The organism is Sphingobacterium sp. WOUb80 (genome assembly GCF_050058145.1).
Classification (GTDB): domain Bacteria; phylum Bacteroidota; class Bacteroidia; order Sphingobacteriales; family Sphingobacteriaceae; genus Sphingobacterium.
This window is the reverse complement of record NZ_CP165617.1, coordinates 5,783,080-5,808,563: the sequence shown is the minus strand read 5'-3', so window position 1 is coordinate 5,808,563 and position 25,484 is coordinate 5,783,080. Positions and strand designations below refer to the sequence as shown.

Below are 25,484 nucleotides of genomic sequence, written 5' to 3'. Positions count from 1 at the left end.
ATTAAAAACAATCCTTAAGATTTTAGGTCTGGTAGTTCAGCTGGTTAGAATACATGCCTGTCACGCATGGGGTCGCGGGTTCGAGTCCCGTCCAGACCGCTAAAATTTTAAAAACACATTGTTGGTCTGGTAGTTCAGCTGGTTAGAATACATGCCTGTCACGCATGGGGTCGCGGGTTCGAGTCCCGTCCAGACCGCCAACAAAAAAAGCATCATTTAATTATAAATGATGCTTTTTTTTTGCCTTAACAATACAACAACTATTATTTTTTTAATTCGTACTGAAGTGCTCCCGAAGGGCAGTGTTTAATCTGTTCAATCAATTCAGCTGTACTGGCATTTTGAGCAGTGATCCAAGGCCTATCTTTCGGATGATACACATTTGGCAGACTCTTCACGCAAACCGCAGCATGTGCACAGCGTTCAGGTATCCAAAGAACAGTAATCTCTCCATTTGGATGTGGATAGCGAATTATTTTTTCTTCCATAATACAAATCTCTCTTTAAGGACTAATAGCAATAAGAGCAATTTTGTTTTAAGAATCGACACGTCGTTTTCGGATCATACGACTCACCCGATAGATCATAAAAATACCGACAACGGAAAGTAAAATAACAATCATCCCCAAGGTAGGATAATGTTCCAAGGGGCTTTCTTTTGTTTCTTGGACAATGATTACACCTGCTAGTGAAGCTGCCACGCCACCTGCCAGCTGCTGCAGCGACGAACTGATACTCATAAATGCGCCCCGATCTTTCATCTCCGGAACAGCAGTGATCAAAGCCGAAGATGGCGTCATCCGACTTAAAATGCCCGCCATCATTAAAATGTTTAAGATAACAACAATATAAAATGGAGTAACACCTAGGTTCGTGTAGATAAATACGACAACCATTAGCCAAAGGGAAGCGAAAGCAAAAATTTTAAACTTATCGTAACGATCACTCAATTTCCCTACGATAGGCATAATAATCAATGAAGCAATACCCGAAATCATAAACAACATCGGCAGCTGTTCGTGGCTCACTTTTAGGTTATTGACTGCAAAAGCACTTCCAAAAGGCATCATCATATAACCTCCAATGGATAGCAAGGCTGTTGCAGCAAAGCCGACGCGGTACTCTTGCTGTGAAAAAGTCAACCAAAGATGCTTTAACGCAGATTGATGTTTCTGAAGACCTATATGTGCGGTAATAGGAATGAGTTTGACCGCTATGATAACGACAATAATCAAAGCCATCACTGCAATCCACAGGAAGGCACTATGCCAACCCCAATTATTTGCAATATATAATCCGATGGGGATACCCAGGACTTGACTTGCACCGAAGCCCATCTGCACAAAGCCCATCACACGTCCGCGCTGTTGGAGCGTAAAGATATCGGTGATAATGGCCATAGAAATCGAACCGATAACACCGCCAAACAATCCCGTGACGATTCGTGCAGCAACCAAAGTCCAGTAATCGTTGGCAAAGCTACAGCAGAAGGTCCCGATAATAAAGCCAGAATAGAAAAATAACAGTAGTTTCTTCCGATCAAAACGATCGGCAAAGCCCGCGGTCAGCAGACCCGAAGCACCAGCGCTAAAAGCATAGGCCGAAACCGCAATACCAAATTGAGCTGGTTTGAGATCGATCGCTTTCATCAGGATATCCCCCATCGGTGACATCACCATAAAATCAAGCACGACGGTGAATTGTGTCATTGCCAATAAAAACACCACAAGTTTTTGATAGGCCGTAAAGGGGGCGTTATCAAGTTTATTTATTTCCATACTCTCCGTATTGCTTCGGCTTAAACTGGCCTAAAAATACAGAAGTGCGCGAACATTCTTTGTAATAAGTTTGCAAAATTATCGCACGAGATCTTACCCAATGCCGCTGAAACCATACAATCGCCAGTCCCTAACGACCACTCTATTTAATCTCAGCATAATTTCTAACAAAAAAGCCGGCACCTGTTTGACAGGTGCCGGCTCAATATGCGATATAAAGCAAATTATTCAGCTATAACAGCAAATTCAGCTCCGGAAGCATAGTCATCACCACGCTGTGAGTTAAGTCCTGTAAAACGAATATAACGTCCTTTCACAGGCTTTTCGAATCGAACAGTTTTTAATTTTTTATTCCGTTCAAAAGATCCCGACATCACATCCTCCCAATTCTTCCCATCCTTGCTCACCTGAATCTTATAATCCTTAATATCACCATTCGGTCCATCCTGTCTTGGCAGAAAAGTGAACCCTTTAATTGTTTTGATACTCGCAGCATCAAAATCAACCCAATGCGGATATTGTGCCACAGTAACCGAATACATGGTGTGCCAGATCGAAGATGGGTCTCCATCCAATAGATTCTTGGCATCACCTTCACCAGTTTCCTGACTTGAAGCAAAGACAACTTCCATTGGAATGGTCTCGATTTTTGTATATTGCTGTGTTACCTTTAATTTCTCGTTATGCTGATACCAAGCGGTTACGGTACCCCCGGTGCGCAAATCAAAAGGAGCTTTATAAACCGTTGCCTTCCCATTGTTCAGACTATATACAACAGGTTCATTCTTATTACCAGACAAAATAGAAACTTCACCGTTTGAACTTCTTGCCAAAGAAATTGGCGCATCGCCTGCGGTTGTTACATGAGCTTTCTCCATCACATCATCCTGCTGAATCGGGCGGATAATAAAGCCTATTGCGGTTGGCACTGCCTTCACGCGATCTTTGTCCAATGGTGGCCCTTGTCCGCAGCTGTTGCCCCCTAGTCCTGTAACCGCAGCATCGAGATGCAGGTGTACTCCCGAGCTTTTTGGCAATTGATAAGGATGTGGTGCAAAGGTCAATTCAAGCTCACTATATTCCAAAGCCGAAGTCGCTAAATGTTCTTTCGCAACAAAGATAGCCCCTTGTCCAGCGCTGTTTGTCAATGCTGTCCAGCGTACATCCTCATTGTTGCTCATATTTTGTGGATTAGGCCATGGTACAAACTGGTCTTTTACCGTACTTCTGTGCAATTCAATAAATTGTGCTGTCTTCCGGTCCGCATAATTATTGATCGGCCCACGCCCATAATAACTATAGTTGCTGTATTCAGCAGGCAGCTGCAGAGAATATCCCAATCGAGCTAATACCACACTTGCATTATTGGAAGTAATACTCGACGATAATTCAATAGAGCCATCCTTATAGATTGTCCAGATCTGATTGCTTGTAAATTTAAAATCATCTTTACCAAAAGGCTTGTCCGTATGCTCTTTAAGGGTGTAGGTTCCCGAAGTTCCGCCCAACAAGGACGCACCATATGGAGCTTGTGATTCAATGGTAAATGCCAATACAACTGTTCCATCTTTCTTGGTATAACTGTTTGAAGACAAAACCTTATGTTTCAGATTATGCAATCCTTTTTCAAACCATTGTTGGTAGGCCCAGTTATCATTGTCAACCGGAGCACGTAATGCATCCAATTTAGGGCCTTCACCATCGCGGATAATTTGCTTACCGGCATAAGTTAGATTATATATCGAACCTGTTTTATTGTCAAACTTAGCGATAAACTGATCACCCTTCACCACCTGCAAATCACCTTCTTTGGAAAGTACCGGATTTCCCCCTTGGGCAACAGAAGAAATCAGCGGTTTATTTTCAGCAGCTTTGACAAAAAGCTGTTCCTCCATTTGTACAAAACCTTTTGTTGCCCATAGTCTATCGTCATTGAGGATAAACTGTACTTTCACAAAATATTCCGATCCCGCATCTAACTGTGCGTAATTTATTGGCAATAGAAGTTGCTTGCGTTGGCGTGCCTTGGGCAAATCCGCCGTACTGATTGTACCTTTGCTATTTGTTACTTCTACGCCATCTTTGAATAACGACCATTGTACCTGATAATCGGATAGATCCTTAAAGTAATTTTTATTAAATAATTCGATTTTACCCTGCTGAATATCAACAGCCTTTACACCTACATTCTGGTAAACTTTTTTTACCTCATAATACTGCGGTTTAGGTTTCATATCGGCAAAGATCAACCCGTTATTGACAAAGGTTCCATCATTGGGTTTATCCCCAAAGTCACCACCATAGGCCAGAAAGCGTTCGCCGGTCTTTTTATCATAATAATACATGGCCTGATCAATCCAATCCCAGATGGCACCGCCCATAAAGAAATTGGTCGACTCTATAGCTTCCCAATAATCAATTAAGTTACCAGCAGCATTCCCCATTGAATGTGAATATTCCGAGATATGGAAAGGATATTTCAATTTGTAAGTACCTTTTACAGCTCCTCTTACCCAGTCAATCGAAGGGTATTGATTGGAGCCCATATCAACAATTGCATTGTTACGCTCGTATTGAACAGGTCTTGACGTATCAATTTTCTTGATAGCCTGATAGGCTGCCACAAAATTATCACCCGGACCGGCTTCGTTTCCTAAAGACCAGATAACGACAGCCGGATGATTGATGGTCGAATGCACCATTTCGATATTACGGGCTACATGCGCATTCTTCCATTCAGGAACATGCGAGAGAGATTCTTTGCCATAATAATACTCATGACTTTCGATATTGGCTTCATCTTCGAGATAAATCCCATATTTATCGCATAGGTAATACCAATATGCAGGTTCTGGATAGTGTGAGTTACGAACGTGGTTGATGTTCGCCCTTTTCATCAATTTTACCTCAGCTTCCATCTGTTCTCTGGTCACCACTTTACCATGCTCAGGATTGGTCTCATGCCGGTTTACACCTTTTAGTTTAACTGTCTTACCATTGATATAATAATAACGTCCCGCCAGGCCAAATTCATCATCCGCAGCCTTGGTATCTTTGATCTCAACCTTTCTAAATCCAACGTAGGTAGAAATGGTCTCTATCGTTTTGTTCTTTTTATCCTTCAATTCAGCCACCAAAGTATACCGATAAGGTAATTCGGCAGACCATTTATTCGGATTTTTAACATTCAACGTTGCTGCGATGCTATTGGAAACTTGACCATCCAGGGCTGGCACAGCTGATGAGGCTTCTGTCTGGTCGACAAGTGTATTCTCATCACTGTACAGCTTATTTTTATAAAGTGAGTAAACAACTTTATACCCTTCAGCTTTCTTATTACCAAGATTGCGTACAGTACTCGTAATTTTCAACGAACCATTTTCGTAATTGCTGTCCAAGTCTGGAATAGCCGCTAAATCGCGAATCTGAACTTTTGGCGTTGAAGTCAGAGAAACATCCCGAAATATCCCGGGCAATCGAAACATATCCTGATCTTCCAAAAAGGAAGCATCCGAACTGCGGTAAACTTCAACAGCCAACACATTTTCAGCACCCTTTTTTAAGTATGCCGAGATATTAAAAGACGCAACATTTCTTGAATTTTTTGAAAAACCAACATATTTGCCATTTATCCACAGGTAGAAAAACGAGTCTACCCCATCAAAATTGATAAATACTTCACGACCGTCCCAATCGGCAGGCACTGTAAAGTTGCGTCGGTAGGACCCTACTTCATTACGATAAACATAAGTTGTCCAATCTTGGGCTGGCGTTCGCATAACCCCACCGCGCCAATCATCAACCTTCACTTGATGATGAAAGATCACACGCTGGTTGGTATAAATAGGTACACCATATTTTAGGCTTCCATCCTTTTGTATACCATAAATATTCCAGCTCATGGGTACTGGAACAGATTCCCAAGCACCCACATTATAACTAGGATCATAAAAGTCCTTTGGTCGCTCTTCCGGAGTCTTTACCCAGTTGAATTTCCAAGATCCATTGAGCGAAAGCCAATAGTTACTATGTTCGGGAAGTACTTTTCGCGCACTTTCTACGTTTTGAAAGGAGAAGAACGAAGCATGCGGCAACTCCTTATTAAGTGATAATAATTGAGGCGATTCCCATTCATTCCCTTTTGGAGCCACTGTAGCTCCATACTGGAAACCGTCGATAGAAGGCGTAATCGTTTGCCCTATCGTAACGGTAGTGTCCAGCGACAGTAATGAGGCTAGAATCGTTGAAAAAATAACAGAGTTTCTTAACATAATGTAATTAAGCAATTTAGTCCAGGAAACCAAATGTAACTTCATTTTGCAGTAATAACAAGCAGATTATTAAAGCACACGATTGCGAAACTTTTTCGATACAAAAAAAGATCATATCGGACTTTAAAGTTGTCTCATAGGATCTCCTTTCGAGAACCCTACATAAAACAACGTAAAAACATAAAAAATAGACGCGGTGAAAAATGGCTATGTCCTCCCAAAAGCAGCGGATTTCAATAAAAAACAAATGCTTTCGGTTTCAAGGAATAAGCCTTATTTTTGGGGATAGATTTCGCTTTAAACAAATAAAAGTTTACGTTTGAAAATATTTCGAAGAATTTTATTTTTCAAAGGGTTACAATTTAAGTATTAAGGTATTAATAGGTGAGTAAATTCAGTAAATCAGTCCTGCTAGAAAATGATGAGCAAATCATTGGAGGCATCAAAGACGGCAACAGCTTGGCGATAGATGCTATCTATAAGCGGTACTATCCGTCTATAAGCCATATGATCTTGCAAAACAATGGAAGTGAGGATGAAGCGAAAGATATTTTTCAAGAAGCTGTCATTGTGCTCTACGATAAAGTTTCCAAAGGGAACTTTGAGCTCAGCAGTAAACTAAAAACATATCTTTACTCGATTTGCAGAAGGCTTTGGCTTAAGCAACTCAATCGTGCTGGTTTTGGCAACAGTGACATTAGCGGTTATGAAGATTCTTTATTTGAGGAAGAAGATCTACAACAGCATCAAGAACTTGAAAAAAAGTTCGACCAAATGGAACTTGCCTTAGAGAAAATGGGAGAACCTTGTAAGACAATCTTACATGATTTCTACATCTTAAACCATTCGATGCAGGACATCTGTGAAAAATTTGGTTATACCAATACAGATAATGCCAAGACTCAGAAGTATAAATGCCTACAACGGCTGAAAAAAATATTTTTTTCAACAGATTAAAATTAGTGTAACACCATGGGAACAATGAATCAAAAAGAATTTTTCGAATTAGCAGATCACTATCTTCGCGGCGAATTATCGGCCGAAGAAAAAGCTGCATTTGAATCTTTTTGTGCTGATCAACCCTCCTATGCTGCCCAATTACAACAACACCGCGAATTTGTTGCCAATATGAAAGAAACTAGTCAACGGCTAGACTTCAAAAATGCATTGGCACAATCAGCAAAAGAATACCATAAAACCCAAAATAAACCCGCAAAGGTGGTTCCTATAAAACAATCAACGGTAATTTCACTTTGGGAACGTATTAAAGCAAGTTCTTTGGTGGCTGCAGTGGTAGCGGTATTCGCGGTATTTGGCACATTATGGTTGAGCGGTTATTACAGCAACCTCGAGAAAGCATCTTCCGATTACAGTGCGCTACGTAGAGACATGAACAATGTCAAAAAGAACGTCAACGCACATAACGCTGCAATCAGGGATATCAATGACAAAAAATCAGTAAAAGGTACTGAAAGCCAGTTTGGCGCAACAGGATTTATGTTGACAACAGATGGCTATGTCGTTACCAACTACCATGTCATTAGTGGAGCTGATTCAATCTATTTGCAAAATAGTAAAGGTGAATCGTATAAAGCACAAATCGTACATACCGATCCAAGCAAAGACTTGGCTATTTTGTACATCGCAGATAAGACTTTTAAGAAAGCTAAAAGCTTACCATACACCTTCAAAACATCGACTTCAGATCTTGGCGAAGATATTTATACGATTGGGTTTCCTCGTGACGAAGCAGTATATGGCCAGGGATACCTAAGTTCATCTACAGGTTATGCCGGTGATACCATCGCTTATCAGATCTCCGTGCCTGTCAATCCAGGTAACAGTGGCGGTCCGGTATTGGACAGCAGAGGTAATGTGATTGGTATTATTTCCGGAAAACAACGTGGCATAGATGGTGCCGCCTTTGCAATCAAAACGAAATCAATTTTGAATGCTTTAGCGGATATCCCAAGTGATTCACTGGTTACGGGCCTTAAGATCAACAAAAAGAACAGCTTGGCTGGTTTACCACGAACCGAACAAATCAAAAAGATGCAAGACTATATCTACATGGTTAAAGTCTATTAGGATGTATTTAGAACTTATAAAAAAGGCACCGTTTTCCAACGGTGCCTTTTTTGTTCTTTAATTCCAACAATCCAATCCCTACAGATTAGGTTGTGGCGTCGTTCTCAAATACGGTTTGATCTCTTTAAACCCTTTTGGAAATTTAGCAGGAATATCTTCTGTCTTTATTGCCGGTACGACAATAACATCTTCACCATGCTTCCAGTCAGCAGGGGTAGCCACTTGATAATTGGCAGTTAGCTGTAAAGAATCAATGACCCGTAAAATTTCATCAAAATTACGACCTGTTGATGCTGGATAGGTCAACGTCAACTTGATCTTTTTGTCAGGACCAATGATAAATACGGAACGTACGGTCACTGTTGCAGAAGCATTTGGATGGATCATATCGTATAATTCGGATACATGATGATCCTCATCAGCAATAACCGGGAAATTCACTTCGGTATTTTGCGTTTCATTGATATCCTTAATCCAATTCAAGTGATCGTTTACATTATCGACACTTAGCGCAATGGCCTTCACACCTCTCTTGTCAAATTCAGATTTCAGTTTTGCCGTACGGCCCAACTCTGTTGTACATACCGGCGTATAATCTGACGGGTGCGAAAAGAAAACGACCCAGCTATCTTTGATATAATCGTGAAAGTCTATTTCACCAATGGTTGTTTGCGCTTTAAAATTTGGCGCTTCATCCCCTAATCTTAAACTCATAATCTTATTTTTTAAATGTGTTTAAATTATATAGTCTACAAATATAGTAGATTAAATTTAGCAAACAAGTAATTCTTCATTTTTTTAAATTAAGATGAAAAAACTCTACTTAATCCAATTGAAAGTAAGGATTTTACAACTATAAACAAAATGGAACACCAATATGATCTTTTATTTTTATCCCCTAAAGAGGCTTACTTTCTACTGCAAATACATCTCCAGATAAAACGAGACTAGATGCTCTAAACCGCCCATTATTCAACAAAAAACTTATGATGAATACCTAAAATAACCTAAAAAGTAATTTGTTAAATTACTATGCTTGCATAATATATATTTTGTATATTTGAGTATGGAGGTACACCAATCTCATAAAATGATTGTGAGCCGGGGCAAAACTTTTTGACAGCAAATGTTATTAGATAAAGCATAATCACCATTCGATATGGAGTTATCATTGCGACAAATGACGAACCAAAAAACTTGAAATACCATGAACTTTGAATTAAGCGAAGAACACAAAATGATCCGTGACGCAGCACGGGAATTTGCTCAGGAACTAAAGGCCGGAGCAATCGAACGCGATGAAGAAGCAAAATTTCCAGCACAATTTGTCAAGCAAATGGCCGAACTTGGTTTTATGGGCATCATGACCCCGGAGGCCTATGGCGGAGCAGGCATGGATACATTGGCCTACGTTCTTGTCCTGGAAGAAATTGCAAAAATTGATGCTTCTGCGGCCGTTATTGTCTCCGCCCACAATTCGCTGGTATTATATGGACTTAATGCTTTTGGAACAGAGGAACAAAAGCATAAGTACCTGATTCCTTTGGCTAAAGGAGAAAAACTTGGTGCTTTCGCATTATCAGAGCCTGAAGCGGGTTCGGATGCCTCTTCTCAGCATACTATTGCCGAAGATAAGGGCGATCATTATCTGCTCAATGGGACAAAAAATTGGATTACCAATGGCGGTCACGCCGACATATACCTCGTTATTGCGCAGACTCATCCCGAAAAGGGACACAAAGGAATCAACGTGTTAATCGTAGAAAAAGGTTTACCAGGCTTTACTATTGGACCAAAGGAGAACAAATTGGGTATCCGCAGTTCCGACACACATTCCCTTCTATTTTCCGATGTTAAGGTTCCGAAAGAGAATCGCATTGGAGAAGATGGCTTTGGGTTCAAATTTGCGATGAAAACACTAGATGGCGGCCGTATTGGCATAGCTGCTCAAGCTCTGGGAATTGCGGCCGGTGCCTATGACCTTGCTTTAGCGTACTCAAAAGAGCGAAAGACCTTTGGAAAACCTATTTCGGATCATCAAGCCATCCAGTTTAAATTGGCCGATATGGAAGTCGATATTGAAGCCGCAAGAACTCTTGACTTACAAAGCTGCCTGGACAAAAGATCAGGGGCTCCCCTATGGAAAAGAAGCAGCCATGGCCAAACTGCATGCCTCTGAGGTCGCCATGAAACACACAGTAGAAGCAGTTCAGGTGCACGGGGGATATGGCTATGTAAAAGAATACCACGTCGAACGATTGATGCGTGATGCAAAGATTACGCAAATCTATGAGGGTACATCCGAAATTCAGCGTTTGGTGATTGCCCGTGAAATTTTACGGTAATGTTTCTGTCCACAATACCTTAATAAACAATACCTTAATAATAAGCGAGAGCTTTCAGTTGTTGAGCTGACAGCTCTTGCTGTAGAAACACCACTCATATGCAGGGAATGCTTCATCTGTTCGATCAAACAGATTGCTAAGCACCCTTTAAAGACTTTTCAATTTATTATCGATCATCGCTAGATACTGGTAATCCTGAAAAGCAAAACTAGCTGTTTCGGCCATAGCTAGATTCAGAATTAGCTTTGCTTTGCGGAGTAAGTTCTCCTGGCTACCATCCGTAGCATTCAAACCATCAAATAATAGCGTTAACGCCAATGGATGCAATTGCTGTACCTGGAGATCTTCTTTAAGATATACCGCAAGTTCGGTCTCCGAAAGATTTATGAAGTAGTTTCTGCTCTTTTCAAAAAACTTCTCATAAGCTCCTTCAAATACAGCTGGGTCGCTCGGTTCAGCAAAGGCATCATGCCCCTCCGTCCATATGCGAAGAAATTTGCCTATTTCTTCGATCCAGTTCATCAATACATCTTTTTTAAAACTTAATCCCATTTTCTATGCTTATCGGATCTGTCCACTTCCACGGACAATCCATTTCTCTGTAACCAACTTTTCCAAGGCAAATGGTCCCCGTGCATGTAATTTCTGAGTAGAAATTCCAATTTCAGCTCCAAGTCCAAATTCGCCACCATCTGTAAAACGTGTTGACGCATTGGCATAAACCGCCGCGGCATCCACAGTATTTAAAAACTGTTCAATATTAAACTCATTGGAAGAGACAATACACTCCGAATGTTTGGAAGAATATTTTCCAATATGTTCCAGAGCTTCACCCAGTCCATCAACGGTTTTTATCGAACATTTCAAATCTAAAAATTCTCTTCCAAAATCCGCCTCTTCTGCCACTTTTAAATTTGAGAAATTTTCATCCCTTAATACCTCATAGGCGCTTGGATCAGCAAAGACTTCAACCTGAGCCTCTTCCAGATAGGGAGCCAATTTAACTAAAAACTCCGTTACAACATCCTTATCGACCAAAACAGTATCCAAGGAATTGCAGACCGAAGGTCTGGAAATTTTAGCATTGGCGACAATTTTAGCTGCCATATCCAGATCTGCGGTCCGATCCACATAGGTATGACATACTCCCGCACCAGTTTCGATCACAGGCACCTTCGCGTTTTCCCTGACAAAATCGATCAACGACTGTGAACCTCGTGGGATAATGATATCCACATAAGACGTCGCCTCCAGCAATTCCGATACGTACTTTCTATCGACAGGTAACAGCTGTACAATATCCCGTGTAATACCATGTTCGCCCAAGATTCCGTAGATGACTTTTAATAAAGCCGCATTGGTGTATTGCGCGTCGGAACCGCCACGCAGTAAACAAACATTACCCGATTGAATACATAAAGCTGCAACATCAATAGTAACGTTGGGTCGTGATTCATAGATTACACCGACAACCCCGAGTGGGACAGTGATCTTTTCTATTTCCAATCCGTTGGGCAAGACCTTTTTTAATAAGAGCTGATCTGTTGGATCCGCTAACTGCGCAATCTGCTTCACACTGTCAGACAGACCTCTTAGACGATCACCATTGAGCAGGAGACGGTCTTTTTTGGGATCTTCATCCGACATGCGGTCCAAATCACTTTTATTAGCTTGTAATATAGCCGATTCTTGTTCAACAAGAGCGGCTGCAATGGCATTTAAAATGGCGACTTTACTATCTGGAGCCAGCTGCTGCAACACTTGTTTTGCTTTGGCTGCTGCCTGAAGTTGTTCTACGATGGATTCACTCATAATAATACGATATCATTTGCATGCGCAATTTCTACATTCTTTTTACTTGACTGGGACAAAGCGGATGAATCCATCTTGGCCCGGGCGACGGCCACCGTTAAGCCTTCGAGATTAACAATATTCAAGACTTCTCCCTTTTCAAAATGTTCAACAATACGGGTTACGCCTACGGCGAGTAAACTCTTATGTTTCAACAAGGCCTCTTCCGCCCCACGGTCAACCATTAATTCACCTTTGATCAAACTTCCACTTGCAAGCCATTTCTTGCGAGAAGAGATCTTCTTGCTCTCTGCCAGACACAATGTTCCCGTTTCGTGCTTTACAGCTTTCTGAATTGCATCTTCCGTCTGCATGCTAAAAATAACGACTGCAATTCCCATCTGATTAGCTAGTCGGGCAAAGTTCAATTTTGACGTCATTCCCCCCAGTCCTACCGCAGATTTGTCCTTTCTTGCCAATCCTAGGATATCTCGATCGATTGTTTCAATCTGCGGTATAATCTTGTTGTTTGTATCCAATACTCCTGGGACCGAAGTGCTAAACAATAGTTTTTCGGCGCCAAAGCCAACCGCAATTAACGTAGCTAGCTCGTCATTATCTGAAAATTTCAGTTCCTTATTACTCACAACATCATTTTCATTTGCTATGGGAATAACATTATTCCGCCACAATTCCTCGTATGTATTTTTCAATTGCAGAAATTGATCCCGATTGGAAAAATGATGTCGTTCACATAAGCTTTGCGCCAACGAAATTTTAAATGGTCTGAAATAGGTTGAATACGTATTGATCAGTATGGGGTTTCCAATTGCAGCTGCAGCCTTACGTTCTGATAATGTACCCGTATAATTGGGCAGAAAACGTTTACCGGCAGCGACAGCCCCCGAAGACACCAAGACAATATTGTATTTCTTCTGTAAGGAAGCAATTTGCCTAGCGATCTCCAAAACAATACGTTCATCAACTTCTCCCTCTTTCGTGGTAATAGAAGCCGATCCAAATTTGACAACGAGAATTGGCTTTTTCATTCTTTAGTATGTTTTAGTTTAGATTTGAGCACTAATTTACTGAGAAGAATTTGATTTTTGCAAAATATGTTAACAATTGAACAATATAATTCAATACAAAAATTTGTGAAACAAGGCCGAATCTATTGGCCCGGCAGACATTCGATCTGAAAGAAAAGAAACAATTATAACCAATCCCGGATGTCCATGCACATGGCCTAACGATGAAAACCATAAAGCCTAAGAGCACAAAAAAGCAGCAACTCCTAGATAACGCCCAAAAAAGCGGACACTTTCTAAGGCACTACACTTATTCGAGTGCTGCTTTCTGTTAAAGATAGAGTTGCGCTATTTATTTTTTAATATCTGATGGAGATCAAACCGTAGACCAACATTAAACGTGCGGTTATAAAGTTTGACATTTTCATTGACACTCATATCCTTCATCCCATAATTGGAGCCAATGAAGAAACCATAGCCCCCATTCCATTTGTACCCCAAGTTAAAACCCAAACCATAATCCGCCGGATTGGTACTCGCATCATAAAATTTTCCATCATTATTGTTCACCGACATCTGGATACCATAATATGGACTCGCTGCTATATAAGCCCGACCCTCTCCAATCGTCACATTATAGGCGATATTTAACGGAATATCGATTGCGTTCCGACGATAAGTCGTCCAATTATTTTCCAGAGAGTGCTTTGCTTCCATGCCATTTTGGGTAAAGTTGACTTCAGGCTGAATAGAAATTCCGGCAATAAGAGGGATTTCAACAAAAACACCTGCTGTAATCCCCGAAATACTTCGAAAGCTATAATTGTGGGATCGCTTATTGGATACTAACGATCCAGCATTCGTGTACCCAGCATTTATGCCGTAGGAAATTTTGCTTTGGCAGAATGCCGTGGAAAGCACAAAAAACAGTATTACGCTGCTAATTAAATGTTTCATATGTGGTCAATTTATTTACAATTGCCACAAATATGCACGGCGGAATCTTAATTTAAACGCTATTTAGCGTTGTTTAACAAATCTTAATATTGATTAACAATAATTAATACATATTAACAAAAGCCCTCATTTAAGAGGAGAATCGCTCTTCATAAAGCTTCTCCAACGAGAACATTTCATCACGATATTTCGCTGCTTCCAAGAAGTCCATATCCTTCGCGGCTTTATCCATTTTCTTGCGTACGTTATCGATTGCTTTCTTCAGATCCTTCTCGCTCAGATACTGCATCACTGGATCAGCGGCAATGGCCTGCGACGGATCCGGTTCAACATAAACTTTTGGTTCTATACCCGAGAAATCTGCAACTGAAGTCTGCTCCAAAATCTCTTCTCTTGTTTTACCGACAGTACGTGGAGTAATGCCATGTTCCAGATTATATTTCATCTGCTTATCCCGACGACGATTGGTTTCATCTATCGTGACTCGCATACTGTCAGTCATTTTATCTGCATACATAATAACACGTCCTTTATCATTCCGGGCAGCGCGACCGATGGTCTGAATAAGCGATCGTTCGGAACGCAGAAAGCCTTCCTTATCCGCATCAAGAATGGCAACGAGCGTGACCTCGGGTAAATCAAGCCCCTCACGTAATAAGTTCACCCCAACCAATATATCAAATTCTCCCAAGCGAAGCCCCCTCAAGATTTCCACACGCTCCAAGGTTTTAATTTCGGAGTGTATATAACGGACTTTTAAATTCAACTTGGTCATATATTTCGAAAGCTCCTCGGCCATACGTTTGGTTAATGTCGTAGCCAAAACACGCCCTCCTTCTTTGATGGTTTTATCCACCTCTTCCAAGAAATCATCGACCTGATTGATCGCTGGCCGTACTTCAATAATCGGATCCAACAGTCCAGTGGGACGAATAACCTGCTCAACGACTACACCTTCAGTCTGCTGAAGTTCATAATCACCCGGAGTCGCCGACACATAGATCGTCTGATTTGTCAAAGATTCAAACTCCGGAAAGTTTAAAGGTCTATTGTCCAAAGCTGCAGGCAACCTAAAACCATGCTCTACAAGAGAAACTTTACGCGATCGGTCTCCACCATACATTGCACGTAATTGCGGTAAGGTCACATGGCTTTCATCAATGACCAACAGATAATCTTCCGGAAAATAATCCAGCAAACAGAAAGGACGCATTCCCGGTTTCCGGCCGTCGAAAAAGCGAGAATAATTTTCAATCCCCGAACAATAACCCAGTTCACGCATCATTTCCAGATCATAGTTAACCCGTTCCTCCAAACGTTTCGCTTCCAGCATTAGTCCCTCCTCTTCCAGTTGCGTTTTCCGCTGCATCAATTCATCCTGAATAGCCCAGATAGATTCTTTAAATTTTTCCTTCGGTGTAACGAAGAGGTTTGCCGGAAAAAGAGCAAGATCTTCCATCTTGTTGAGTGTTTTACCCGAAATAGGATCGATCTCACTCAGTTCATCAATTTCATCACCAAAGAAAGAAATACGAATGGCGTTATCCAGATACGCAGGGAACACATCTACGGTATCGCCCTTAACACGAAAAGTACCGCGCTTAAACTCGGTAGTCGTCCGTGAGTATAAGATCTCCACCAATTTATGCAGGAAAGCGTTTCTGGTGACCGTCATACCCACGCCGAAACGAAAAATAGAACGGGAGAAGTCCTCCGGGTTCCCCATACCATAGATACAGGATACCGAAGAAACAACAACAATATCACGACGTCCTGACATCAATGACGAAGTCGTCGCCAGACGCAACTTTTCAATCTCCTCGTTAATCGCTAAGTCTTTCTCAATATATGTATTGGTAGAAGCTATAAAAGCTTCGGGTTGATAATAATCGTAATAAGATACAAAATAGTTAACCGAATTATTAGGAAAGAACTGTTTGAATTCACCGTACAACTGAGCCGCCAAAGTTTTATTATGGCTTAAAATCAATGTCGGCTTTTGAGTTTCCTGAATCACATTGGCCACGGTAAAAGTCTTACCCGATCCTGTCACCCCCAAAAGCGTCTGGTATTGCTCTGCCTGCTCAACTCCGGCAACCAATTGCTTAATTGCTTCTGGCTGATCGCCGGTCGGCTTATACTCTGATGTCAATTCAAATTTCATATACTTCCTATTTCTTAAGAAAACTATTTAGGCCTTTTCCAGCAAACATTGCACCAGTAATAGTTTGAGCGAAAAGCTCAAAACAGCTCTTTTAATCCGATGGTTTTAATCTGCAGACAGGACGATTTTTTCGACATGCGGTCCAGGCCATATCCAGCTATGGTCTAACACAAATTTACTAAAAATTTTACCATTTTACTGCAAACTATAATAATACCATAGATGTTATTACTTTCAATTGATTATTTACTATCTTTAGTTTAACTGAACTAGCACGCACGTCATGGTCACTATTCTATCTACCCAAAATAGCATCGCAAATCATTTTATCGCCGAGTTGAGAGATATCACTGTTCAACAGGATCGCATGCGCTTTCGTCGGAACCTCGAACGGCTAGGTGAAATTTTTGCTTATGAAATTAGCAAGACGATGGCCTATACGCCTATGGAGGTTGAAACGCCATTAGGGGTAGCCAAGACACATCTATTAATGGAACAGCCCGTATTGGCCACTATTCTCCGGGCAGGTCTTCCTTTTCACCAGGGGCTGTTGAATGTATTTGATCACGCCGATAACACGTTTATTGCAGCCTATCGCCATACCAAAAAGAGTGGCGAGTTTGAAATTCACAAGGAATATGTCAATACACCCAATTTAGACAACCGGACGGTGATCATCGTGGACCCCATGCTGGCGACCGGAAAAAGTCTTGTTTTATGCTGTAAGGATCTATTGGCCGAATACGATATCAAGGAATTGCACATTGTCGCGGCCATCGCTTCCGAGGAAGGATTGAATCACGTTCAGGCCTTTGTACCTACGGCACATATCTGGGTAGGTGATGTAGACCACGAACTGACATCAAAAGCTTATATTGTACCTGGACTCGGCGATGCCGGAGACTTGGCCTATGGTGTAAAACACCATTAATGTGGATAAATTATTTAAAACTAAATTAACACTTAGATCATTGAAATTCAGTAAATTTACATCAATGATGAAGTTTAATTTTTTTATATCTAATTTATATCGCTATGAGATGGCAAAAATACAATGGCGAATCCATTCGCTCCACGATTTTCGATGCTGTTGAGGAAGTCATTAAACGAGAAGATGCCCTAGGGAATAAGCTCAAGGTTTATATCGGCACCGATTCCCAAGTCAAAAGAGGCATCATCGACTTCGCGACAGTCATCGTCTTTCTCCGAGAACATAAAGGTGGATTTATGTTTATCCAACGGGACAAAAGGCACCACCGAATGAGCATTAAAGAAAGGATGCTGCTCGAAGTCCAAAAATCCATCGATATAGCCTATCAACTCTGCCCCCTCCTCGAAAAACACAAAGTAGACCTCGAAGTCCACGCCGACATCAACACCAATCCAAATTTCCAGTCAAATGTTGCTCTTAAAGAAGCTATGGGCTATATTATGGGTATGGGATTTGTTTTTAAGGCCAAGCCCGAGTCATTTGCCAGTACCAATTGCGCCAATAAACAGGTTCAATAATTGACTATTGGATAGACTTTGTATATTTAGGTGTAATTTTTAGTACACCACATGCAGGATTTTTTTCAGCAGATTGCCAGTCAATTTGCCCAAACCCCTTGGCTCGAATGGTTAGGCACGCTAACTGGCTTTCTTTGCGTCTATTTGGCAGCCAAACAAAATATTTGGAACTGGCCAATCAGCATCATCAGCGTAGGATCCTATGCAGTGCTGTTTTACGACGCCAAATTATACGGAGATACTGTATTACAATTCTATTTTCTCTCCACCGCGATTTACGGCTGGTATTATTGGATAAAGCGAAGAGAAGAAAAAAAGAAACCCATCGTCAAAGCCAGCGGCAATCAATTGTTCCTCTGCTTCCTAGCCATCATTGTCCTCACGATCTCAATAGGTTATCTTCTCGACAGCAAAACCAATTCCGATGTCCCCTATATTGATGCATTCTGTACTTCGGTCAGTTTTGTCGCCCAATTTCTGATGACCAGAAAAATTCTTCAGAACTGGCTTCTTTGGGTGTTTGTAGACATTTGTTATATCCCACTCTACATACATAAAGATCTTATGCTGACAGCTGTGCTCTATTTTGTTTTCACAGTCATCGCCTGGAATGGCTACCGTGATTGGCAGAAAACCTATAAAAATTTTGCGTAATATTGCCTATCAAAACGATCGATGTGGGAAAAGAATTCATAAAAATTGCTGTTGTTGGCCCCGAGTCTACTGGAAAATCAACGATGGCACAGTTTCTTGCCAAAGCGTTTAAAACGGTATGTGTGCCCGAATATTCACGCTATTATTGTCAAAGCCTCAACAATAAATACACCTTACAGGACGAGGTCAATATGTTCTATGGGCAGGTGGCACTCGAGGAAGCACTGGTTCCTTTAGCACAAGGACAGCTCCTCATCTGTGACACCACCTTTCTGACGGTAAAAATTTGGTCGGATCATCTCTTTGGTCATACGACACAGGAAGTTACCGATAAAATTCAGCAACATCCCTACGACCTGTATCTCCTGATGGATATCGATCTGCCCTGGCAAGATGATCCGCTACGAGATTTTCCCGAACAGCGGGATCATTTTATGGAAATCTGGAAAAGTGAATTAACAGCCCTTAATGCACAATATCGCATCATCTCAGGGCTCGATGAGCGGCGTCTTGAAAATGGACTTCGCGCTGCAAAAGATTTTCTGACATTGATTTGAGACAAGTATCTTGACGAAGCTGCCTTTTACAGCTATATTTGTAGAAATAAAGTATAGCCTAGGTCTGCATCACTTAAAATTGCTTGATCAATCGCGAAGTCTTTATGATATACAATTGAAAATAGAATATTAACATTTTACTAGAAGAAATAATGTATCCAGAATATTTAGTAACTCCAATGCGTCAAGAGTTAGTTGATGCAGGATTCGAAGAATTAAAAACACCTGAAGCAGTTGACAATGCAATCGCATCAGAAGGAACTGTTTTTGTGGTCGTCAACTCTGTATGTGGGTGTGCTGCTGCAAATGCGCGTCCTGCTGCGAAAGCAGCCGTGAAAAACGAAAAACATCCCACTAAATTGGTGACTGTTTTCGCAGGTATGGAAACTGATGCAGTAAACACTGCACGTAACTACATGTTGCCTTACCCTCCATCTTCACCAGCAATGGCTTTATTTAAAGACGGGAAATTGGTACACATGATTGAAAGACATATGATTGAAGGTCGCCCGGCACAAATGATTGCTGATAATTTAGTTGCAGCATTTGACGAGTACTGTTAATCACGTATTTTGATTTTTGAATTAAAAAGGCTGTCCAAGTTATTTGGATAGCCTTTTTTGCCTATTGGATAATCTGTATTTTCCTTACTTTTCCTGCACGTCCCCTTTCAAAGCTTTACAGATGGTCTCCTCTCCGAACAATATGCGGGAACTCGGCATAGGCGCTTCACGTAAAGCAATTCAATACGCCAAAACCTCAATTCCGCATATCCAGTAGACCTAGCCCCAAGCCTAGTTTCCGTTTATTAAAAGCTTTTTCTATTTTTAGGATATGAAAACCTTTCCAATAATCATTCTTTTGTTCTGCTGGACGATCATCGCATGCTCTCCACAAACCAAAGTGGACCTTATCGTATATCATGCGCAAGTATATACTGTAGATTCCACGTTTAGCACGGCACAGGCATTTGCGATTCAAGATGGTAAATTTATAGCAATCGGTTCGGATGATGAAATACTGCGAAAATATAAAGCAAAGGAAAAGATTGATGCGGAAGGAAAAGCCATTTACCCAGGATTTTATGATGCGCATGCGCATTTGTTTGACGAAGCCGAATTAATGGATCAAGTCGATCTCAATGGGGCTGATTCCTTCGAAGAAGTGATTCAACGTGTCAAAAACTACAGGCAAAAAAATCCAGACAAAACCTGGCTGATCGGTGGCGGCTGGGACCAAAATCGCTGGAAAGATAAGGCTTTTCCCACCAAAGATTTATTGGATAAAGCATTTCCTGATATTCCCGTTTATCTTATACGGGTAGATTATCATGCGGCAGTCGCCAATTCCAAAGCGCTGGAATGGGCCAAATTAACCAGTATCCCAAGCATCCGCGGTGGTGTGGTCGGGGGGACCAATAACATACCAAACGGTCTTTTGATCGACAATGCAATGGATCTGGTCAATAAGACAATCCCGGTTCCGACTGAGAAAGACTACCTAAGAATGATCAAACGCACGCAGGATTCATTACTTTCCGTAGGTCTCACCTCAATTGTTGATGCAGGTCTGTCGAAAGAAAGGCTTGAACTTTTAAAAAAATACTATCGGGAAGGAGAATTGAAATTTAGAGATTATGCCATGATTCTTGGCAACCCTCAAAATATAAAATCATTCATTGAACAAGGTTTCTATGAAACCGATCGGTTCGAAATCAAAGGGTTCAAGCTCCTTGCCGATGGCGCGCTAGGTTCCCGTGGAGCCTGTCTCCTCGCCCACTACCATGATGCTCCCACATATGGTTTTCTACTTCATAGTCCACAGGAATATGAAGAAATGATCAAACAGATTGCCGAAAGTAAGTTTCAGGCAAATACACATGCAATAGGCGATTCGGCCAATCGCATCATCTTGGATATCTACGGCAAATACCTCCACAATAATGGTGATCGTAGATGGCGAATCGAGCACGCCCAAATTATATCGCCTACAGATTTTGATAAATTTCGAAAGTATCAAATCATACCATCTGTACAACCCACCCATGCCACCTCCGATATGTACTGGGCCAAAGATCGACTCGGTGAAGAACGAATGAAAGGTGCCTACGCTTATAAGCACCTATTGCAGGAATATGGCAAACTCGCTTTGGGCAGTGATTTTCCGGTCGAACATTTCAACCCCTTGTATGGTTTCCACGCAGCGGTAGCCCGCGTCGACAAAAAAGGGTACCCTAACCACGGATTTCAGATGCAGGATGCCATAAGCCGTGAAGATGCCCTGCGAGGAATGACGATCTGGGCGGCATATTCCTGCTTTCAGGAAAAGAAACGAGGTAGCATCGAAGTTGGAAAAGATGCCGATTTTATTATCCTCGAAAAGGATATCTTGAAAATTCCGAATGAGCAACTACGAAATGTAAAAACAGAACGAACAATAATTGCAGGTGAGACCGTGTTTAAAAGATAACAATAGCGCATATGCGTACATATGTCACTAAACTTATACCACTAACGAAACAAGATAGCCAACAAAAAGCATAGCTAACGAATCAAACATTTCTTCACTTGCACTAGCCTGATCTGAAGAAGTTAATGACTAAAAGTTCAAATAAATTTTCATGATTACGAATATTTCGTATATTTACGATATAAACATATTTTTATGAAATATTCATTATCACTCCTATTATCTGTAGTTGCACAGCTTCTATATGCGCAAGAGAGTCCAAAAGCCATTGCGAAAGTACATTACGAATTCAAACATGTAAACGACAGTACCCAGCGGGATCAATTTATACGTGATGAAACAGCGGTTTACCTTAATCCGCAAGCCAGCTATTACACCTCCTATTCCTCCAAACGCATGCAGGAAGAGGTCAAGAAACAGATGGAAGATCCTGCATTTTCTGGCAATCTAACCCTTACTACACGCTCGACACCATCAAGCTCATCCTATTTATTAGATGCCGATCAAAACAAAATGACCGAAGTAGTCAGCGTTGCCAGTGACAATTTTGCCATTCCACAGGCCTACCCCACACAGGATTGGGAAATACTGGGTGAACGCAAAGAAATTGGTGGCTATAACTGTCAGAACGCAAAAACAACATTCAAAGGCCGGACCTATATCGCCTGGTTTACAACTGAACTGCCGTTTTCCTATGGCCCCTGGAAACTCCATGGTCTACCAGGACTTATCCTAGATGCCCGAGACACAAAAAATGAAGTAATTTTTGCTTACGCCGGGTTCGACAAAATTGAGGATGGCAAAACATCGGTCGCCCTGCCACAAAATGCCATCGTAAGTACTTCAGAAGAAGTAAAAAAAATTCAGGAAGCCTTTAAGGCCAATCCACAAGCTTATATGCAAGCCCAATCGGGGAAAAATAGAACCATCAGTGTAGGTTCATCGGGAAACATGGTTGCCGTTCGATCCAGCACTAGCTCGGGAGGGAGCTCTCCTCTTGGTGCGTTGGATCCGTCAAAAATAAAGAGTTTCAATATTTCACGGGACGATAAATACAAACCTTCAAAAGTTACCAATAATCCGATAGAGCTAACGCCTTAATGAAAGTATTTCTATGTTTATTTATAGTCGTTTTGCTTGGGCAAATAACCTTTGCCCAGCAAACGATTAATGGAACGGTCCAAGTGGATAAGACACAACATCCCGTACCCTTTGCCAGTGTCAATGTCCTTTCAGACAACAAAATCATCGCTTTCAAACCGACAGATAAAGAAGGCCGTTTTACAATTACATTAACAAAGGAATATGCAAATCTTTACCTGCAGATCAATCACCTGACCTACGAAAAATTTGAGCTTAAACTTGGCCCACAGGCATCAAACCTTCGAATTGCTCTTATCCCAAAAACCAATCTTTTGCAAGATGTGATTGTAAAAAGCAAACCTAAAATAACCCGTTCCAATGATACCATCTCCTACGATGTCGGCTCTTTTGCCAAAGAGGAAGACCGGAATATAGGCGATGTCATCAAGCGTCTTCCGGGCATGGAAGTTACCGAATCGGGACTTATCAAATACCAGGACAAAACTGTTTCTAAACTTTACATCGACGGAGACGACCTATTGGAAAATCGTTATGGAATCGGTACACGGACTATCCCCCACAAAATGGTGAAGGACATTCAGGTACTTGACAACCACGAACATTATAAGGTCCTTAAGAATAAAAGATTTACAGACGACGTCGCTATAAATCTCGTTATTAAAGAGGAAGCAAAGCTAAAACTTACTGGGCAAGCGAAAATTGGGGTCGGCGCCCCCAATCTCTATGATCCTGAATTGAATTCAATCCTATTCAACAAAAAAGTAAAGATGCTGAATGTCCTCAGCGGGAATAATACCGGTAATGATCTTTCTGGAGATATCATCGGTGCCAATCAATCCTCTTTACTGGCCAAGTTTGGTAGCTCTACCATCAACAATCTCCTGGCGACGAGCACAACGGGCAGTCCCAATATTCCTAAAAACAATTATTATTTCAACAATACCGGTTCACTAAACACCAATAACCTATACAACCTCAAGAATCTCTGGCAGCTAAAATCCAATATTCAGGTTTTATACGACAACGATAGGCAAAATAATGCCTCAAACACGCAATACCTGCTCGACGATGGTGACGTCTATTTTAATGAACAAAATCACCTAAAAACAGCGCGGTGGCTTGGCGCGGCCAGGCTTTCGGCATCCACCAATACGGAAAAGAAATATGCGAGCAATACCTTATCATTTGAGTATGAAAAAAAAGATATTACAGCATTGCTAACCAACTCTTCGGGCCAGATCGAGCAGTTCCAAAAACACCACATCAAGGGATTCAGCAACTTGTTCAGCTATATACCTCAACTTAAAAACAATGACATTATTGCAATCAACTGGTCTTTAAATTATGGTAATAAACCGCAGACTTTACAGATCTATCCCGGTGTTTTTCCAGAAATACTCAACGATAGTATTCCCTATAAAAGTAGCCGCCAACAAATTGAAGTTCCCTCCTTTTTTACGGAGATCAGTACAGGTTATCGCTTCAATAAAGGTAAAATAAAGCAGTACTATCAAATTGGATTCAATACAGATCGTCAACATTTCAGTTCACTCCTTACAATAGAGGATAATGATCAACGTATTCGAACACTGGGCGATAATACCCACAATAATCTGCATTGGAGCAGGTCCCAAGCATTTATTACACCGCAATACTCCTGGAAAACAAATCAATTTGAAACCCAGCTCGACATCCCGATCACCTATCTATTTACGCATTATGAAGACGTCGGCCACCAGCTGGCCACTTCTAAAAATTCCGTGCTGATCAATCCAAATTTAAAAGCAAGATGGCAGTTTTCGCAAGAAGACTATCTTCAATTTAACTATCAATTTGCGCAGGACATTGGCAATATAGAAGATATATACCGCGGTGCAGTATTACGGAACTACAGAATGCTCAGCCAAAATAATGCAGCGTTAAATGAATCCAAAAAACATACATTTAATCTCAATTATAATTTGGCCCGCACCCTAAAAGTATTATTTGCAAATGCTGGTATTAGCTATACAAGATCGCATTCCAACACCATATTATCTTCCGTTATAAAAAATAATATCACCGAAAATATCTTGGTTAATATGGATAACCTGCAGGACCGATGGTCTTCTCAGATCGGATTTGACAAATACATTTTCCCCTTGGCAAGTACCCTCAAACTAAAAGGAAGCATTTCTTACTTCAAATACAATCAATTGTTAAACAATGCCTTGGTCCCTATTCGGAGTATGAGCTATCTATTTCAGCCCAGTATAGAGGCTAAAGTATTTAAAACTTATAATATTTCCTATTCCGGCCTATTCAATTGGAGCAGGAGCAAACAACAGGGCCTTGACAATGCGATCCAAAATAAAACCACCACAATGATGCATAATATAGGTTTTCCGGCCAGCCCTTTTAAAAATGGCTTTATGCGGCTAAACCTGCGCAATCTTTCCACCTTTCAAACAAACATGAAGAATGCAAGTTATACCTTCATCGACCTTTTTACGCGCTATAAGGTCAACAAGTGGAAAATGGATTTCGAATTGGAAATGAATAATTTGGCCAATATCAAAAACTATCGTACTTACCTGATGACGGCCAATATGATTTCTCAGAATGAATTTGAACTTCGCGGGAGGACAATTTTACTCCGTACTGTTTTTAACCTATAAGGCATCACACCAACTCGGAAAAAGACAATTGCGTTGGCCTAATGTTCGTCTATTGTTGATTTATTGTTGCGCCTATAGACCAATCTCTTCCAATCGAAATCTTGCTATTTTA

At 41.1% G+C, this 25,484-nt stretch carries 19 protein-coding genes, 2 tRNA genes and 1 pseudogene; 13 read left to right on the top strand and 9 right to left on the bottom strand.

The window, feature by feature from the left end:
* Positions 1 to 25: 25 nt before the first annotated feature.
* Positions 26 to 99: transfer RNA gene (locus tag AB1Z56_RS24055), tRNA-Asp, on the top strand.
* A gap of 24 nt (positions 100 to 123) precedes the next feature.
* A tRNA-Asp gene (locus AB1Z56_RS24050) sits at positions 124 to 200 on the top strand.
* A 63-nt stretch (positions 201 to 263) separates the two neighbouring features.
* On the opposite strand, the gene AB1Z56_RS24045 is transcribed toward AB1Z56_RS24050, so the two are convergent.
* The 3 genes from AB1Z56_RS24045 to AB1Z56_RS24035 form a co-directional block, all read right to left on the bottom strand.
* A complete protein-coding gene (locus tag AB1Z56_RS24045; RefSeq protein WP_426790363.1) occupies positions 264 to 488 on the bottom strand; it encodes a (4Fe-4S)-binding protein in 225 nt (74 codons plus the stop codon).
* A 48-nt stretch (positions 489 to 536) separates the two neighbouring features.
* Positions 537 to 1,778 (bottom strand): MFS transporter, encoded by a 1,242-nt coding sequence (locus tag AB1Z56_RS24040; protein WP_426790362.1) that lies wholly within the window; start codon positions 1,776 to 1,778, stop codon positions 537 to 539.
* A 224-nt stretch (positions 1,779 to 2,002) separates the two neighbouring features.
* On the bottom strand, positions 2,003 to 6,049 hold the full coding sequence (locus AB1Z56_RS24035) for a glycoside hydrolase family 2 TIM barrel-domain containing protein (protein ID WP_426790361.1): 4,047 nt from the start codon (positions 6,047 to 6,049) through the stop codon (positions 2,003 to 2,005).
* Positions 6,050 to 6,433: 384 nt separating this feature from the next.
* Between AB1Z56_RS24035 and AB1Z56_RS24030 the strand changes: the two genes are divergently transcribed.
* Both AB1Z56_RS24030 and AB1Z56_RS24025 read left to right on the top strand, forming a co-directional pair.
* On the top strand, positions 6,434 to 7,006 hold the full coding sequence (locus AB1Z56_RS24030) for an RNA polymerase sigma factor (protein ID WP_426790360.1): 573 nt from the start codon (positions 6,434 to 6,436) through the stop codon (positions 7,004 to 7,006).
* Positions 7,007 to 7,021: 15 nt separating this feature from the next.
* Positions 7,022 to 8,137: a S1 family peptidase gene (locus AB1Z56_RS24025; protein ID WP_075990960.1), complete on the top strand. Its 1,116-nt coding sequence runs from the start codon at positions 7,022 to 7,024 to the stop codon at positions 8,135 to 8,137.
* 78 nt (positions 8,138 to 8,215) lie between these two features.
* On the opposite strand, the gene AB1Z56_RS24020 is transcribed toward AB1Z56_RS24025, so the two are convergent.
* Positions 8,216 to 8,851 carry a peroxiredoxin gene (locus tag AB1Z56_RS24020; protein WP_075990959.1) on the bottom strand — a complete coding sequence of 212 codons (636 nt, stop codon included), beginning with the start codon at positions 8,849 to 8,851 and terminating at the stop codon, positions 8,216 to 8,218.
* 493 nt (positions 8,852 to 9,344) lie between these two features.
* Between AB1Z56_RS24020 and AB1Z56_RS24015 the strand changes: the two are divergent.
* Positions 9,345 to 10,482, top strand: a pseudogene (locus AB1Z56_RS24015) (acyl-CoA dehydrogenase).
* Positions 10,483 to 10,629: 147 nt separating this feature from the next.
* Here AB1Z56_RS24015 and AB1Z56_RS24010 read toward each other — a convergent pair.
* From AB1Z56_RS24010 to uvrB, 5 genes are all read right to left on the bottom strand, one after another.
* A complete protein-coding gene (locus AB1Z56_RS24010; RefSeq protein ID WP_309364759.1) occupies positions 10,630 to 11,034 on the bottom strand; it encodes a hypothetical protein in 405 nt (134 codons plus the stop codon).
* 9 nt (positions 11,035 to 11,043) lie between these two features.
* A complete protein-coding gene (locus AB1Z56_RS24005) occupies positions 11,044 to 12,294 on the bottom strand; it encodes a glutamate-5-semialdehyde dehydrogenase (protein WP_309364760.1) in 1,251 nt (416 codons plus the stop codon).
* Positions 12,291 to 13,322, bottom strand: a complete 1,032-nt coding sequence (gene proB, locus AB1Z56_RS24000; protein ID WP_309364761.1) for a glutamate 5-kinase — start codon at positions 13,320 to 13,322, stop codon at positions 12,291 to 12,293. The genes AB1Z56_RS24005 and proB overlap by 4 nt, the downstream gene beginning before the upstream one ends.
* Positions 13,323 to 13,649: 327 nt before the next feature.
* Positions 13,650 to 14,258 (bottom strand): outer membrane beta-barrel protein, encoded by a 609-nt coding sequence (locus AB1Z56_RS23995; protein ID WP_309364762.1) that lies wholly within the window; start codon positions 14,256 to 14,258, stop codon positions 13,650 to 13,652.
* Between the two features lie 130 nt (positions 14,259 to 14,388).
* A complete protein-coding gene (gene uvrB / locus AB1Z56_RS23990; RefSeq protein ID WP_309364763.1) occupies positions 14,389 to 16,422 on the bottom strand; it encodes an excinuclease ABC subunit UvrB in 2,034 nt (677 codons plus the stop codon).
* 283 nt (positions 16,423 to 16,705) lie between these two features.
* Here uvrB and upp point away from each other — a divergent pair, with 283 nt between their 5' ends.
* From upp to AB1Z56_RS23950, 8 genes are all read left to right on the top strand, one after another.
* Entirely contained in the window at positions 16,706 to 17,353 is a 648-nt protein-coding gene (gene upp, locus AB1Z56_RS23985; RefSeq protein WP_309364764.1) for a uracil phosphoribosyltransferase, read from the top strand.
* Positions 17,354 to 17,457: 104 nt separating this feature from the next.
* The gene (locus AB1Z56_RS23980; protein ID WP_046672303.1) at positions 17,458 to 17,931 is read left to right on the top strand and encodes a ribonuclease H-like YkuK family protein; all 474 of its coding nucleotides are present in this window, start codon (positions 17,458 to 17,460) and stop codon (positions 17,929 to 17,931) included.
* A gap of 51 nt (positions 17,932 to 17,982) precedes the next feature.
* Positions 17,983 to 18,585: a nicotinamide riboside transporter PnuC gene (pnuC, locus tag AB1Z56_RS23975; RefSeq protein WP_309364765.1), complete on the top strand. Its 603-nt coding sequence runs from the start codon at positions 17,983 to 17,985 to the stop codon at positions 18,583 to 18,585.
* Between the two features lie 23 nt (positions 18,586 to 18,608).
* Positions 18,609 to 19,142, top strand: coding sequence for an AAA family ATPase (locus tag AB1Z56_RS23970; protein ID WP_426790359.1), 534 nt, complete (start codon positions 18,609 to 18,611; stop codon positions 19,140 to 19,142).
* A gap of 152 nt (positions 19,143 to 19,294) precedes the next feature.
* Complete coding sequence (locus AB1Z56_RS23965; RefSeq protein WP_333865591.1) at positions 19,295 to 19,705, top strand: BrxA/BrxB family bacilliredoxin; 411 nt, start codon at positions 19,295 to 19,297, stop codon at positions 19,703 to 19,705.
* 271 nt (positions 19,706 to 19,976) lie between these two features.
* Positions 19,977 to 21,611, top strand: coding sequence for an amidohydrolase (locus tag AB1Z56_RS23960; protein WP_426790358.1), 1,635 nt, complete (start codon positions 19,977 to 19,979; stop codon positions 21,609 to 21,611).
* 195 nt (positions 21,612 to 21,806) lie between these two features.
* Positions 21,807 to 22,712, top strand: coding sequence for a GLPGLI family protein (locus AB1Z56_RS23955; RefSeq protein ID WP_426790357.1), 906 nt, complete (start codon positions 21,807 to 21,809; stop codon positions 22,710 to 22,712).
* Positions 22,712 to 25,372, top strand: coding sequence for a hypothetical protein (locus AB1Z56_RS23950; RefSeq protein WP_426790356.1), 2,661 nt, complete (start codon positions 22,712 to 22,714; stop codon positions 25,370 to 25,372). The genes AB1Z56_RS23955 and AB1Z56_RS23950 overlap by 1 nt, the downstream gene beginning before the upstream one ends.
* Positions 25,373 to 25,484: the final 112 nt, after the last annotated feature.

Excerpts from the sequence above, each read along its gene's own strand:
- AB1Z56_RS24045 (WP_426790363.1), bottom strand. The coding sequence starts at position 488 with ATGGAAGAAAAAATAATTCGCTATCCACATCCAAATGGAGAGATTACT.
- AB1Z56_RS24040 (WP_426790362.1), bottom strand. The coding sequence starts at position 1,778 with ATGGAAATAAATAAACTTGATAACGCCCCCTTTACGGCCTATCAAAAA.
- AB1Z56_RS24035 (WP_426790361.1), bottom strand. The coding sequence starts at position 6,049 with ATGTTAAGAAACTCTGTTATTTTTTCAACGATTCTAGCCTCATTACTG.
- AB1Z56_RS24025 (WP_075990960.1), top strand. The coding sequence starts at position 7,022 with ATGGGAACAATGAATCAAAAAGAATTTTTCGAATTAGCAGATCACTAT.
- AB1Z56_RS24020 (WP_075990959.1), bottom strand. The coding sequence starts at position 8,851 with ATGAGTTTAAGATTAGGGGATGAAGCGCCAAATTTTAAAGCGCAAACA.
- AB1Z56_RS24010 (WP_309364759.1), bottom strand. The coding sequence starts at position 11,034 with ATGGGATTAAGTTTTAAAAAAGATGTATTGATGAACTGGATCGAAGAA.
- AB1Z56_RS24005 (WP_309364760.1), bottom strand. The coding sequence starts at position 12,294 with ATGAGTGAATCCATCGTAGAACAACTTCAGGCAGCAGCCAAAGCAAAA.
- proB (WP_309364761.1), bottom strand. The coding sequence starts at position 13,322 with ATGAAAAAGCCAATTCTCGTTGTCAAATTTGGATCGGCTTCTATTACC.
- AB1Z56_RS23995 (WP_309364762.1), bottom strand. The coding sequence starts at position 14,258 with ATGAAACATTTAATTAGCAGCGTAATACTGTTTTTTGTGCTTTCCACG.
- uvrB (WP_309364763.1), bottom strand. The coding sequence starts at position 16,422 with ATGAAATTTGAATTGACATCAGAGTATAAGCCGACCGGCGATCAGCCA.
- upp (WP_309364764.1), top strand. The coding sequence starts at position 16,706 with ATGGTCACTATTCTATCTACCCAAAATAGCATCGCAAATCATTTTATC.
- AB1Z56_RS23980 (WP_046672303.1), top strand. The coding sequence starts at position 17,458 with ATGAGATGGCAAAAATACAATGGCGAATCCATTCGCTCCACGATTTTC.
- pnuC (WP_309364765.1), top strand. The coding sequence starts at position 17,983 with ATGCAGGATTTTTTTCAGCAGATTGCCAGTCAATTTGCCCAAACCCCT.
- AB1Z56_RS23965 (WP_333865591.1), top strand. The coding sequence starts at position 19,295 with ATGTATCCAGAATATTTAGTAACTCCAATGCGTCAAGAGTTAGTTGAT.
- AB1Z56_RS23960 (WP_426790358.1), top strand. The coding sequence starts at position 19,977 with ATGAAAACCTTTCCAATAATCATTCTTTTGTTCTGCTGGACGATCATC.
- AB1Z56_RS23955 (WP_426790357.1), top strand. The coding sequence starts at position 21,807 with ATGAAATATTCATTATCACTCCTATTATCTGTAGTTGCACAGCTTCTA.
- AB1Z56_RS23950 (WP_426790356.1), top strand. The coding sequence starts at position 22,712 with ATGAAAGTATTTCTATGTTTATTTATAGTCGTTTTGCTTGGGCAAATA.